The sequence below is a fragment of the Paenibacillus sp. E222 genome (assembly GCF_013401555.1).
In the GTDB taxonomy this organism is placed as follows: domain Bacteria; phylum Bacillota; class Bacilli; order Paenibacillales; family Paenibacillaceae; genus Paenibacillus.
The window spans coordinates 6,569,728-6,582,608 of record NZ_CP058552.1 but is presented as its reverse complement, the minus strand read 5'-3'; the positions used below and the strand labels follow the sequence as shown (position 1 = coordinate 6,582,608).

Below are 12,881 nucleotides of genomic sequence, written 5' to 3'. Positions count from 1 at the left end.
ACAGGAAGGAAAGGAGTGATTCTTATGGAACTGTTCGCCGTATGGACCGATGTATCAGGGCAGGAGGAAGCGGATCAATTTTATCGTTGTGTGAAGGAAAAAACCAAAGGTTTACATATAAGCAAAAGAGGATTTCGGCTCACCTTCAAACATAATGACGGAAGAGCGGCCTGGGTATGCAGAGGCAATGAGAATCACGCTGACTTCCAGCAGTGGCTGCCTCAGATCAGTGATTTGCTGGCCACGGGACTTGCAGATTACATCATGGATACACGTGAACGTATTATGGTGGAAGAGATGATCTCCAAGGCCTGCTCAGTCATGGATGAACATGAGGTGGAGAAGGTAAACCGGATATGCATGCCTTTGTTATTCAATGGGGACTTGGATCAGCCAGGACTGCGCGAGCGTCGCCGTACCACTTTGGCCAATGGATTGAAGCAGGATTTGGAGGAAGTTCATTTTTTTCACCTTGAAGGTATTCTTAATTTCCGGATTCGGCAGTATAAACAGGAACTTCATGAGTTGGTAGAATATGCGTTGGATGAATTCTGGATGGATCGTCAATATGAAGAGTTTATGGGGCTGCTCAAGTATTTTGTGTTTTTTCAGGAGGCGAAAGTACCTCTTGTGCATTTGATACACAAAGGATTGCATGAATTTCAGGTATTGGATGCTGCGCTTAATGTGCTGCCCGTTCAAAAGGATGAACAGGTCGTTGTGGAGATGCCAGGACTTGAATTGGAAATGGATATCGAAGATATGATTGTGAGTACACTGATCTCCATCTCGCCTGAAAAAGTCATGCTGCATACGCGCACGCCAGATCTGCCAATTATCTCTACAATCCGTCAGATCTTTGAGGACAAGGTGCAATTATGCCATCATTGCCCCGAGTGTGAAGTGCTGCGCTCCGGGTTGTTGACAGGTCTTGACGCAAGTGATCTTGGCAATTATAATAACTGTTGATCCATGATTTATTTGAGTTGTTATGGAACAATAAGCAAAAGCGTTGACAAAGACAAGAACCACACGTACGGTCGGTGCAGAGAGAGGGAACCAGGCTGAAATTTCCTCCGGATGCCACGTTTGGTTTACCCCTTTGGAGCTGCAGTTTTGAAAATGGATATAAAGATCACCTCTATATATACAGGTAGTCATCCATGAGTAAGGATATGCCGGGTCATGCCCGTTACCGTCATGCCAATGAGGGCTGTACTTCCAATATGGATGAGCAGCTGAATTAGGGTGGAACCACGAGAGTATACAACACTCGTCCCTTTGCCGGGACGGGTGTTTTTTGCGTTCCTTTGCAAAAATCGCAGGAACAGCAATAGATTATCCATCCATGATCATGCATGGACAGAGGTTGAATTTACAGGAGGAATGAGACAAATGGCAGTTAACATTAAACTACCTGATGGTTCGGTTCGTGAGTATGCCGACGGAAGCAGCATTGAAGATGTGGCCGCTTCGATTAGCAGCGGACTTCGCAAAAATGCCGTAGCGGGCAAACTGGATGGAATCGTAGTGGACTTGTCCACAACACTTCATGAGGGAGCGTTGGTGGAGATCGTAACACTGGATTCACCAGAAGGTCTGGAAGTGATGCGTCACAGTACAGCTCACTTGCTCGCTCAAGCTGTGAAGCGTTTATATGGAAACAAAGAGGTACACCTCGGTGTTGGCCCTGTCATTGAAGATGGTTTCTACTATGATATGGATCTGGAACAACCGCTCAATCCGGAAGATCTTCAGAAGATCGAGAAGGAAATGGAACGTATTGTGAATGAGAATTTGCCAATTGTGCGTAAGGAAGTTAGCCGCGAGGAAGCCATCAAAATCTTCGAAGAAGTGGGCGATCCTTACAAGCTCGAATTGATTCGTGACTTACCGGAAGACAGTGTTATCACGATTTATGAGCAAGGTGAATTCTTCGATTTGTGTCGTGGACCCCACGTACCATCCACCAGCAAAATCAAAGTATTCAAACTCATGAATGTTGCCGGTGCTTACTGGCGCGGAGATAGCAAAAACAAAATGCTGCAACGTATTTACGGTACGGCGTTTGTGAAAAAAGCACAGCTTGATGAGCATTTGCACTTCCTGGAAGAAGCACGTAAACGGGATCACCGTAAATTGGGTAAGGAACTCGAAATCTTCACATTCTCCCAACTGGTTGGACAAGGTCTGCCAATCTGGTTGCCTAATGGTGCCAAGCTGCGCCGGACGTTGGAGCGTTATATCGTGGATCTGGAAGAGAGCCTCGGCTATCAGCATGTGTACACTCCGGTGCTGGGTAATGTTGAATTGTACAAAACATCCGGTCACTGGGAGCACTATCAGGAAGACATGTTCCCTAAAATGGTTATGGACAATGAAGAACTCGTTCTTCGTCCAATGAACTGTCCTCACCACATGATGGTGTACAAGTCCAGCATGCACAGTTACCGTGATCTGCCAATCCGGATTGCCGAGCTTGGCATGATGCATCGTTACGAAATGTCGGGTGCGTTGACAGGTCTGCACCGTGTACGTGCGATGACGCTGAACGACTCACACATATTCGCACGCCCGGATCAAATCAAGGAAGAATTTGCACGTGTTATTGAGTTGATTCAAACGGTGTATAAGGATTTCGGTATTCACGAATATCGTTTCCGTCTGTCCTATCGCGATCCTCAGGATACCGAGAAATACTTCCAGAATGACGAGATGTGGGAAATGTCCCAACGCATGCTGCGTGAAGTTGTGGAAGAACTCAACCTTCCATTCTATGAAGCAGAAGGCGAAGCGGCATTCTACGGTCCAAAACTGGATGTTCAGATCAAGACAGCACTGGGCAAAGAAGAGACATTGTCTACCGTTCAATTGGACTTCCTCTTGCCAGAGCGGTTTGAGCTCGAATATGTGGGAGATGATGGGCAGAAACATCGTCCGGTCGTTATCCACCGCGGTGTAATCAGTACGATGGAGCGTTTCACAGCATTCTTGCTGGAGAACTTTGCAGGGGCTCTGCCACTGTGGTTGTCCCCAGTACAGGCGAAGGTTATCCCGGTATCCGGCAACTTCGACGACTATGCACGTGAAGTGGAAGCGAAGCTGAAACGTGCAGGCATCTCTGCTGAAGCGGATCTGCGTAACGAGAAGCTAGGTTATAAAATCCGTGAGGCACAGCTTGAGAAAATGCCTTACATGTTCGTCGTTGGTGAAAATGAACGTAATGCAGAGGGTGTATCTGTGCGGAAACGTGGAGAAGGCGATCTCGGCATGAAACCTGTGGGCGAAATTGTAGCCCAACTCAAAGAAGAGATTGCAACAAGACTGGTGTAATCCTGAATTGTGGGCTCTATAATAGAAAACCGTTTGAATCATATTGGAGTAAATCCAATGGTTCAGACGGTTTTTTTTGTTGTTTTCAGGTTTTCTGTACATCCGGTTTAGAAGCCTTAACGGAGAAAAGTATAGAAATTTTTCATTTTGGAAAACCTTTGCAGTAAGGGGGAGGTTCTATAATGAAAAAGCAATTCTTAATTCAGAAGAAAAACATAAGGTTCATCATCTCTTGCTGTGTAGTGCTCACCGGAGTAGTCTTGGGCTGGAATCAGGCAGAAGCCTATATCTTTGAAGAGGAAAATGAAGTCAGGTATGTGGAGAATCGGCACAGCGAAATCTCAGGAGAGCTTGAAGGCATACATTCAGAAACGGCAGTATATGAATACAGCGATCAGGCTCAAATCACAACTTTGGTCTATATGGGGTTTTTATGGTCTCCACAGCCTATTGTCATTCCGCGACCGGAAATTCCGGAGAAGCAGATCGGAGTGGACCCATCCATGCCGGTGCTCGCTCCGCGTACAGAACAGGTATTGGATACGCACAAGGTAACGGCTACCGGGTACACTGCAGGTGTGGAATCAACCGGAAAAGGTCCAAAACATCCTCAATACGGAATTACGTATTCAGGTGTAAAGGTACGCCGCGATAAAGAAACGGTCTCAACGATTGCAGCTGATCCGAAGCTGTTTCCACTGGGCTCCATTTTATATATTCCCGGCTATGGTTATGGCATCGTTGCTGACACAGGCTCGGCGATCAAGGGCAATAAAATTGATCTTTATTTCCCTACAACAAAGCAAGTGTATAAAGAATGGGGCAAAAAGGACGTCGAAGTACAGGTGATCAAACAAGGTGCTGGAAAATGCACTGAAAAAATGCTGGAAGAGTTATCGGAAGCCATCGATGTGTACAAATCCGTACCGGATTCATGGCTGGACAAGGCTGTTTAATGATGAATTCTAATACATGAATAACACACGCGCACTCTTCACATAATACTCTCTGGGGACGAACCCCGCGTTGCAGACATGCAATGTAAATATGAAGAGAGAGGTGATCGTCGTGGCTAAGAAATCTCAAGGTTCACAAACGCCAAACGAGAAGTACAATGCTGAGTTTGGAGAAGAGAATGTAGCAAGCAAAGTGAAACAATCGCACCAAAACAAAGTGAAGGATAACTTCCAAACACCTGATGAAAAATACAATGCTGAGTTCGGTACTGAGAACACAGGCAAAACACAAAAGTAAATCAATGCACAGACACCTTGGAGAATTTTTCTCCAGGGTGTTTTTAATATTTTACATAAATACCCTTCCACCTCCGTCTGGAGACCGAGATCAATTCCATCTGCCGCCGCTGTTAACCAACCCTTGTCTGATGTACACTGGATACAGAATTCAGATAAAGGAGACATGAGCGATGAAACGATCTACGCGGGACCGCTGGTGGGTTGGCATTCCTCTTATTGCGATTGGCGCAATAATATTGTTCAGGCAATTGGGCTATGACATAGATATCGGATACATGTTCAGAACATATTGGCCGTTATTTTTGATTTGGTGGGGTGTCAAAGGTATAACCGAAATTCGGCGCAACGGGAGTCATGCATTGATTGGGCCTGCCATTGTACTGGCGATTGGTGGTTACTTCTTGGCACGCAATCTGGGATGGATCGATTACTCCATGGGTGAGTTCATTCGCTACTTAATTCCAGTGATGCTGATTGGTGGGGGATTGTTCGTTCTGATCGGACCTCGTCGTCGTGACCGGAAACATCATGACCAAGTGCAACCGCCTCCACCGCCGGAGCCACCTTATAAGCCATTGTCCCCTGAGGACCTGGAAATGCCATCTTCGTTTGACGAACAGTTCGAGAAAACATTTGGCAAACCGAAACAGGAACAAAAAAATGATTCGCATGGCTCTTTTTATACAGATAAGGAGGACGATAAATCACACGGACATCAACACCATCATAAACATCAACATCATCATCACAAGCATAAAGGTTACGGTTCAAATAAAAAGGCATATGAAACATTTGATGATGATGACCACTATGATGATGATTCGAATTATTATGATGGCCACGGGAATACGATTAACAAATCGGCATTTATCGGTGATATGTATATGGGACAGGAAGTGTTTTCCCTCAAACCGATGAACATTTCTGCATTTATTGGCGATACGGTGATTGATTTGACGAAGGCACAGATACCTTACGGTGAGACGAAGATTAACATTTCCTCTTTTATCGGGGATGTGAAGGTATTTGTACCGGAAGATATGGATCTGGGTGTGACCGTGACGACGAACTCGTTTATTGGGGACATGTCGCTGTTAAATCAAAAACGGGGTGGATTCCTAAGCAGCGCTCAGGCTGAAACGGCGCATTATCGCGAAGCAGGAAAAAAAGTACGGATTGTTGTTAGTGTGTTTATTGGAGATGTCAAAGTGAACAAGGTGGGTTAACGCATGATTCGAACGATTCTCAAAGCAAATAAGTGGGAACTGATGATGTATTTTGCGCTGACCGGACTCATTACTTTGGGCGGGTTTTACTTGCTATACGGGGAAGTGCTGATGGGAACAGGGCGTCAGCGTGCGTGGACCTATGTTGCAGTTGTTCTCCTGGCTACCATAATCACGGGATATATTGCCGCCCTGAGGCTTCAACGCAAGATTGATCTTCTGGATCTCAACATGCTGAAAGTGTCCAAGGGCAATCTTGCCGTTCGTATGCCTGAGGCAGATGATGCCTCCTTCGGACGGGTATATCAGGAATTCAATGTCATGATGGATTCGATTGAGAAAAAAATGAGATTGCTTCAGCGGCTCGGTGAGCAGGAAGTCATTGAAAAGGAACAGGCATCTGAACGCGCTGTGATTGAAGAGCGCAAACGGATGGCAAGAGATCTGCATGATACGGTCAGCCAACAGCTTTTCGCCATGCATATGTCCGCTTCCTCCTTACCACGTCTGCTGGAGATGAATCCCGAGCATGGCGGCAAAGTCCTGGATCAACTTATTCAGATGTCGCATATCGCACAGCGGCAGATGCGCGGGCTTATCGCTCAGCTTCGCCCTGTGGAGTTGGAGGGAAGGGACCTTGCCGAAGCGCTGGATAGCTGGTTCCCGGATTATTGCAGGCAGAATGGTTTAAAAGGAGTGAAAGAGCTGGAACTGGATGGCGGAATTTCCGATGCCATTGAGCACCAGCTGTTTCTTGTTATTCAGGAAGCGGTCGCTAATGTGGTCAAACATGCGGAAGCAGGACTGGTCAGCCTGTCCATACGAGAGAGTGAACATCAGATCAGCATGAGCATTAGCGATGATGGTCAAGGTTTTTTACAGCAAGCGGAACGGCCTGGTTCATACGGATTATCAACAATGCGTGAACGGGCAGAGAAGCTTGGAGGTCAGGTTCAGATTATATCGAAGCCGGGAGCGGGGACGACGGTGCGGGTATTCATCCCGAAATTCCCGAAAGAACCAGAGGGGGAAACGGAATGAGCGAAAAAGTGAATGTAATGATCGTGGATGATCATGATATGGTGCGGATGGGGTTAAAAACATATCTAATGCTGGAGCCTACATTTCATGTGATGGGGGAAGCCGGAAACGGACAGGATGCATTGAACCAGCTGCGTAAGCTGGGAGAAAGTGAACTTCCTGACCTGATTCTAATGGACCTGATGATGCCGGTGATGAATGGTGCGGAAGCGACACAAGCGATCATGGCCGAATTTCCGGGCATGAAAATTGTGATGCTGACCAGTTTTCTGGAGGATGACCTTGTGGTACAAGCGATTGAAGCCGGTGCGGTTAGTTATGTGCTGAAGACGGTATCTGCTGAAGAGTTGATCTACGCTTTGCAAGGAGCATACCGAGGTATGCCTGTAATGACAGGTGACGTTTCCCAGGCATTGACCCGTGGCATCAGACAGCGCACAGCAAGAGAGAACGAATCCGGACTGACGGAACGGGAAAAGGAAGTGCTTTTGCTGATTGCAGAGGGCAAGACCAATAAGGACATCGGGGAAGAACTACATATTAGTATCAAAACCGTCAAAACGCATGTGAGCAACCTGCTGATGAAATGTGAAATGGACGATCGGACACAGCTGGCAATCTACGCTCATCGTCAGGGCTGGGTGAAGAATAAGGGTTAGAATGCAGATTTGGCGGGAAAAATGTTCTATAACAGCGTGCTTTTATCTCCTTTTTAATTGTTTTTAAGGTACGGTTAAGGTTTAAAGTACAAAATAAGGACAGTTAAAGAATATCTCTTGCGAAGAAGAGATTGGGAGGTAGAGAGGCATGGACGAACGTAATTACAGAGCGAACCGTCAAGACGAGGAAAATGAAACGAAACAAGCGGAGAATCGCAATTCATCCGGGACGGACGATTCCTCCTATTATTATTCTTATGGACCTTTTCAGTCCGTGAATCAGGAAGATACAGCAAGTTATAATGGGGAACATAATCAACGTGAAGAAGGAAATGTAGAGATTACAAGACCTGACCCCGTGAAGCCCGTACCTACTTATTACAATAATTACAGCAACGAATCATCTGATCAAGCCAATACGTCCTCCAGAGGGGGCGGCGGCAATGGTTCAGGCGGCAACGGAGGGGATCAGGGGAACGGCGGCAAGAACAATGGCAACTGGAATTATAATAACCGTCGGCCACGTTCTTCCGTAAGATCGCTCCTGTTCTCTTTCATCGCCGGGATGCTGGTCATTACAGTGCTGATGTACACAGCGGACAGAACAAACATGTTTACACCACAGGAAGCGCTGACAAGTGCAGAAAATGAAAGCTCCAGTCAGTCATCTACTCCTACCAACTCAGGCAGCAGCAATAACGTGACAGCGTCATTACTGCCAACGGGCAAAGAGGATGTATCCTCAGTAGTAACGAGTACAAGTCCCGCTGTCGTCAAAATCGAAACACTTGCCAAGCAGTCTACACGCAGCAGCAGCCAGGGTGGTTCTACGATGAGCGATCCATTGTACCAATACTTCTTCGGTGGAAGCAATGGCGGAACAGATAGCTACCAAGGCCAAAATCAGCAGCAACAGCAACAAAGCAGCAATCAGTTGGTTCCGCTTGGCATTGGCTCCGGATTTATTTTTGACAAAGAAGGCTACATCCTGACGAACCAACACGTGGTTCAGGGTGCAGATGTGATTCAGGTAACGCTGGAGAACAACAGCAAGCCTTATGAAGCGAAATTGCTGGGAAGCAGCTTCGACCTTGACCTTGCCGTATTGAAAATCGAGAAAAACAGCGGCGATGATGCTTTCCCTGTCGCTCCACTGGGCGATTCCAACAGCACACAAGTGGGTGAATGGCTTGTAGCTATTGGTAACCCGGAAGGATTTGAACACACAGTTACTGCAGGTGTGTTGAGTGCGAAAGAACGTACGATCAGCATTCCGGACGAAGAAACAGGCAAAACTCGTGAGTACAGCCACTTGTTACAAACGGATGCTTCCATCAATCCTGGTAACTCCGGTGGACCGTTGCTTAACCTCAATGGTGAAGTCATTGGTATGAACGTTGCGGTTAGCGCGGATGCACAGGGCATTGGGTTTGCCATTCCTTCGAGTGTAATCTCGGATGCGGTTAAATATCTGAAAGAAAACAAAGAAGTTCCAAAAGAGCCCGTACCGTTCATTGGTGCATCTCTGATGGCCCTTACACCTGAAGTGGCTAAACAGATGGGAACGGATATCACTGAAGGTTCAGTTGTAGCCAGCACGATCTATCAATCCCCTGCTTACCAAGCAGACCTGCGTGCTTATGACATCATCACAGGGGCCAATGGCACAGCATACAGTACAAGTCAGGATTTGATTGATTTCATCAAGAAACAGAAAATCGGCAGTGAAGTGACTCTGAATGTTGTTCGGGATGGCAAAAAAATGGATCTGAAAATCAAAATCGGCAACAAAAACGATTATGATACCACACAAACGACTGAACAACAGCAGCAACAACCATAATGCCGAATTATGAGTTATAGAATAAGGTTTAGAAGAGCGGAAGGGTTTGAGGGCCCTTCCGTTTTTTTTGCACTATATATGCTTGTAATCCATCAAGTTGGACATGAAAAGCAACAAGGTGTTTGGAGAAGATGCAGATTGCACTTTTGGCTGTTACAATAAGATTAAAACGTTAAGGGATAAAGGAGAAAGACCATGCGCTCAACTATTCTGATTGTCGATGATGATGAAAAAATCGTGTCCATGCTTCGGCGGGGACTTGCTTTTGAAGGATATGATGTACAGACAGCTTCGAATGGGGCGGAGGGCCTCAATAAGCTAATGGATAAAGAGCCTGATATCGTGGTTCTTGATGTCATGATGCCACAAATAGACGGGTTTGAAGTATGCCGCAGACTCAGAGAAGCGGGGAGCAAGGTTCCCGTACTGATGCTCACTGCCAAAGATGAAGTACAGAGCCGGGTAATCGGGTTGGATACAGGTGCAGATGATTATCTCGTGAAGCCGTTTGCACTTGAAGAACTTTTGGCTCGTGTCCGTGCCTTATTGCGTCGTAAAGCGGATATAGCAGACACGCCTGATAATCGACTTATGTATGAGGATATTATTCTGGATAATGATTCTCGTGAGGTGTTGCGTGACGGTCAGCGTCTGGAACTGACTGCCAAGGAGTTCGAATTGCTGAATCTGTTCATGCAAAATCCGAAACGTGTGCTGTCCCGTGATCTGATTATGGATAAAATCTGGGGTTATGATTATAGTGGTGAGTCCAATGTGCTCGAAGTGTATATTGCCATGCTCAGACAAAAAACCGAAGAATACGGCGGCAAACGTTTGATCCAGACCATCCGGGGAGCCGGCTATATTTTGAGAGGTGACTCCTGACATGTCCATTCGGTTAAGATTAACCGCGTGGTATTCAGGCATCTTGGCAGCCGTGCTCATTTTTTGGGGAGTTGTGATCTACGCTTTTGTTTATTTTAATTCATATCAGGAAGTCGAGCAGCAGTTGAAGGACAAAATTGAATGGATTACAAATCAAATCGGTGTGAACCCGCTCTCCCAATCGCTTGATATTGACTCTTTTACAGAGAGTCAGCTTCGGGAAGCCCAAATCTATATTCAACTCGTGGATTATCAGAGCGGAACGTTCAAAATCTCTGAAAATATGAAGAAGTTTCAAATTAAATTTCCTGTTGTGAAAACCAATGAGATTCTGAAAGAGCGTGGGATATCCAAAATCTATGTGAATGGGACACCTTTTCTTGTCAATCAGCAGCCATTATCTCTGCAGGGGACCAATGAAATAAGGGGACTTCTTCAAGTTGGAACCAATGTTAGCTCTCAGGAAAGATTGCTGGAGGCTTTGCGCAATATTCTCGTGTTTGGCTGGCTTGTGGCGATGGCACTCGCCATTACATCGGGTCTGATTTTGGCACGCAAGTCGATGCGTCCACTTGTGAATGTGATTGATGCCGCCAATCAGATTCAATCCGGGGATGACCTGAGTGTGCGGATTCAATATAGCGGGCCGAAGGATGAGATTGGACGTCTGATCGAAACCGTGAATAACATGCTTGAGCGCACAGAGTTGTCCTTCCGAGGGTTGGAAGAGACGAATGTGGCCCAGCGCAGGTTTGTATCTGATGCCTCACATGAGCTGCGAACCCCGCTGACCACCATTCGTGGAAATGTCGATTTCCTCAAGAAGCTTTGGGATCAGGAGAGCACGGACAGACCGAATCTGGATGAAGAAACGGTGAAACAAATGTCGCTTGAAGCGATAGAGGATATGGCGGATGAAGGTAAACGGATGAGCAGGCTGATCAGTGACATGCTGTCATTGGCGAGAGCGGATACAGGACAGAAAATCGAACTGAATCCGATTCCGTTGCAGATTCTGGTGCAGGAAGTGGCTCGCAGATCACAATTCCTTGATCATGAGGCAGACTGGCGTCCAGGAGATCTAACGATTCTGAATGGCATATATGTGAACGGCAGCAAGGACTATTTGCAGCAGATGCTGTTTATTTTTATCGAGAATGCCTTCAAGTACACTCCGAATGGTTCGGTTACGCTTGATGCGATCCTTTATAAAGGGCAGGTAGGATTGCGCATCAGTGATACGGGGATCGGAATGGATCGGGATGAAGTTCCGTTTATCTTTGACCGGTTCTATCGAGCGGATGAGTCCCGCGGTGCCACACCAGGTATAGGTCTGGGATTGTCGATTGCCAAGTGGATCATTGAGGAACACCAAGGGTCTGTCGAGGTTGTAACCAGACGTGGAGAAGGAACGACCTTTATCATTTGGTTGCCGGTTGTCTTTGCTCCGCCTATCGAATAAGGTTATAATAGACAGGACTGCAATTACATCGGCTATCTTTGCCGAGAAAGAAAGCGGGTGGCAACCAAGTGGAAGTACTGCGAATTTCGCCGCGGGGATATTGTTACGGAGTTGTGGATGCGATGGTGCTCGCGCGCCAGGCGGCACGCAATCTGGACCTACCACGGCCTATTTATATATTGGGTATGATTGTGCATAACCAACATGTGACGGACTCTTTTGAAGATGAGGGCATTATTACACTGGACGGACCGAACCGGGTTGATATTTTGAGCCAGGTAGAGAGCGGAACAGTGATCTTTACGGCCCATGGTGTATCTCCGGAAGTGCGCAAGATGGCACGTGATAAAGGATTGACTACCGTGGATGCAACTTGTCCGGATGTAACCAAAACCCATGACCTTATTCGAGAGAAGACGGCTGAAGGATATGACATTATCTATATTGGGAAAAAGAATCATCCAGAGCCTGAAGGTGCGGTTGGTGTTGCACCCGATCATGTTCATCTGATTGAGAAGGAAGAGGAAATTGATGGACTGAACGTACCTCCGGGCAAAATCCTTATTACTAATCAGACAACGATGAGTCAATGGGACATTAAACACATTATGAGCCGCCTTCTGGAGAAGTATCCAGGTGCAGAGATTCATAATGAGATATGCTTGGCTACCCAGGTTCGTCAGGAAGCAGTTGCGGAACAGGCTGGGCAGGCTGATCTGGTCATCGTTGTCGGTGATCCTCGCAGTAATAACTCCAACCGACTTGCACAAGTATCGGAGGAAATTGCGGGTGTAACGGCATATCGGGTATCAGATGTGGCTGAGATTCAGCAGGAATGGCTGAAAGGTGTGAATAAGGTGGCGGTGACTTCAGGTGCTTCTACGCCAACACCGATCACGAAGGAAGTCATCCTGTATCTGGAGCAGTATGAACATGACAAGCCGGAAACATGGGAAATCAAGCGTACGGTGAATATGAGCAAGCTGTTACCACCTGTAAGGGAAAAGACTCGTACGACGTAAACGAACATCATTATCAGAATCTTGCAGTACAGAGCCGAAATCCGGTGACTGACTGCAGGATTCTTTTTTTTGAAGGGGTTAAGAGTTGGCTTGACTGAAAAGGGGGGAATATGTTATATTTACTTTAGTGGATAAAAGCTTAAAAGCGAACAAG

At 46.6% G+C, this 12,881-nt stretch carries 11 protein-coding genes; all 11 read left to right on the top strand.

The features are described 5' to 3' along the window. Positions 1-24: 24 nt before the first annotated feature. Positions 25-969: a putative sporulation protein YtxC gene (locus HW560_RS29105; protein WP_090895212.1), complete on the top strand. Its 945-nt coding sequence runs from the start codon at positions 25-27 to the stop codon at positions 967-969. Positions 970-1,395: 426 nt separating this feature from the next. Further along, complete coding sequence (gene thrS / locus HW560_RS29100; protein ID WP_090895214.1) at positions 1,396-3,333, top strand: threonine--tRNA ligase; 1,938 nt, start codon at positions 1,396-1,398, stop codon at positions 3,331-3,333. A gap of 182 nt (positions 3,334-3,515) precedes the next feature. Further along, the gene (locus tag HW560_RS34325) at positions 3,516-4,289 is read left to right on the top strand and encodes a 3D domain-containing protein (RefSeq protein WP_305729124.1); all 774 of its coding nucleotides are present in this window, start codon (positions 3,516-3,518) and stop codon (positions 4,287-4,289) included. Between the two features lie 112 nt (positions 4,290-4,401). Further along, positions 4,402-4,587 (top strand): hypothetical protein, encoded by a 186-nt coding sequence (locus HW560_RS29090; protein WP_090902048.1) that lies wholly within the window; start codon positions 4,402-4,404, stop codon positions 4,585-4,587. A gap of 172 nt (positions 4,588-4,759) precedes the next feature. Next, positions 4,760-5,815, top strand: coding sequence for a cell wall-active antibiotics response protein LiaF (gene liaF / locus HW560_RS29085; protein ID WP_090895216.1), 1,056 nt, complete (start codon positions 4,760-4,762; stop codon positions 5,813-5,815). A gap of 3 nt (positions 5,816-5,818) precedes the next feature. After that, complete coding sequence (locus HW560_RS29080) at positions 5,819-6,856, top strand: HAMP domain-containing sensor histidine kinase (protein WP_177185656.1); 1,038 nt, start codon at positions 5,819-5,821, stop codon at positions 6,854-6,856. Then, entirely contained in the window at positions 6,853-7,515 is a 663-nt protein-coding gene (locus tag HW560_RS29075; RefSeq protein WP_090895219.1) for a response regulator, read from the top strand. Before HW560_RS29080 ends, HW560_RS29075 begins: the two co-directional genes overlap by 4 nt. A gap of 148 nt (positions 7,516-7,663) precedes the next feature. Next, entirely contained in the window at positions 7,664-9,358 is a 1,695-nt protein-coding gene (locus HW560_RS29070) for a S1C family serine protease (protein WP_090895222.1), read from the top strand. Positions 9,359-9,553: 195 nt separating this feature from the next. Beyond that, entirely contained in the window at positions 9,554-10,243 is a 690-nt protein-coding gene (locus HW560_RS29065; RefSeq protein WP_090895224.1) for a response regulator transcription factor, read from the top strand. 1 nt (position 10,244) lies between these two features. Continuing rightward, positions 10,245-11,705 (top strand): sensor histidine kinase, encoded by a 1,461-nt coding sequence (locus tag HW560_RS29060; RefSeq protein WP_090895226.1) that lies wholly within the window; start codon positions 10,245-10,247, stop codon positions 11,703-11,705. A 68-nt stretch (positions 11,706-11,773) separates the two neighbouring features. Beyond that, positions 11,774-12,727 carry a 4-hydroxy-3-methylbut-2-enyl diphosphate reductase gene (locus tag HW560_RS29055; RefSeq protein WP_111619837.1) on the top strand — a complete coding sequence of 318 codons (954 nt, stop codon included), beginning with the start codon at positions 11,774-11,776 and terminating at the stop codon, positions 12,725-12,727. Positions 12,728-12,881: the final 154 nt, after the last annotated feature.

Coding starts and splice junctions, on each gene's coding strand:
- HW560_RS29105 (WP_090895212.1), top strand. CDS start 25: ATGGAACTGTTCGCCGTATGGACCGATGTATCAGGGCAGGAGGAAGCG.
- HW560_RS29065 (WP_090895224.1), top strand. CDS start 9,554: ATGCGCTCAACTATTCTGATTGTCGATGATGATGAAAAAATCGTGTCC.
- HW560_RS29080 (WP_177185656.1), top strand. CDS start 5,819: ATGATTCGAACGATTCTCAAAGCAAATAAGTGGGAACTGATGATGTAT.
- HW560_RS29060 (WP_090895226.1), top strand. CDS start 10,245: ATGTCCATTCGGTTAAGATTAACCGCGTGGTATTCAGGCATCTTGGCA.
- HW560_RS34325 (WP_305729124.1), top strand. CDS start 3,516: ATGAAAAAGCAATTCTTAATTCAGAAGAAAAACATAAGGTTCATCATC.
- thrS (WP_090895214.1), top strand. CDS start 1,396: ATGGCAGTTAACATTAAACTACCTGATGGTTCGGTTCGTGAGTATGCC.
- HW560_RS29070 (WP_090895222.1), top strand. CDS start 7,664: ATGGACGAACGTAATTACAGAGCGAACCGTCAAGACGAGGAAAATGAA.
- HW560_RS29075 (WP_090895219.1), top strand. CDS start 6,853: ATGAGCGAAAAAGTGAATGTAATGATCGTGGATGATCATGATATGGTG.
- liaF (WP_090895216.1), top strand. CDS start 4,760: ATGAAACGATCTACGCGGGACCGCTGGTGGGTTGGCATTCCTCTTATT.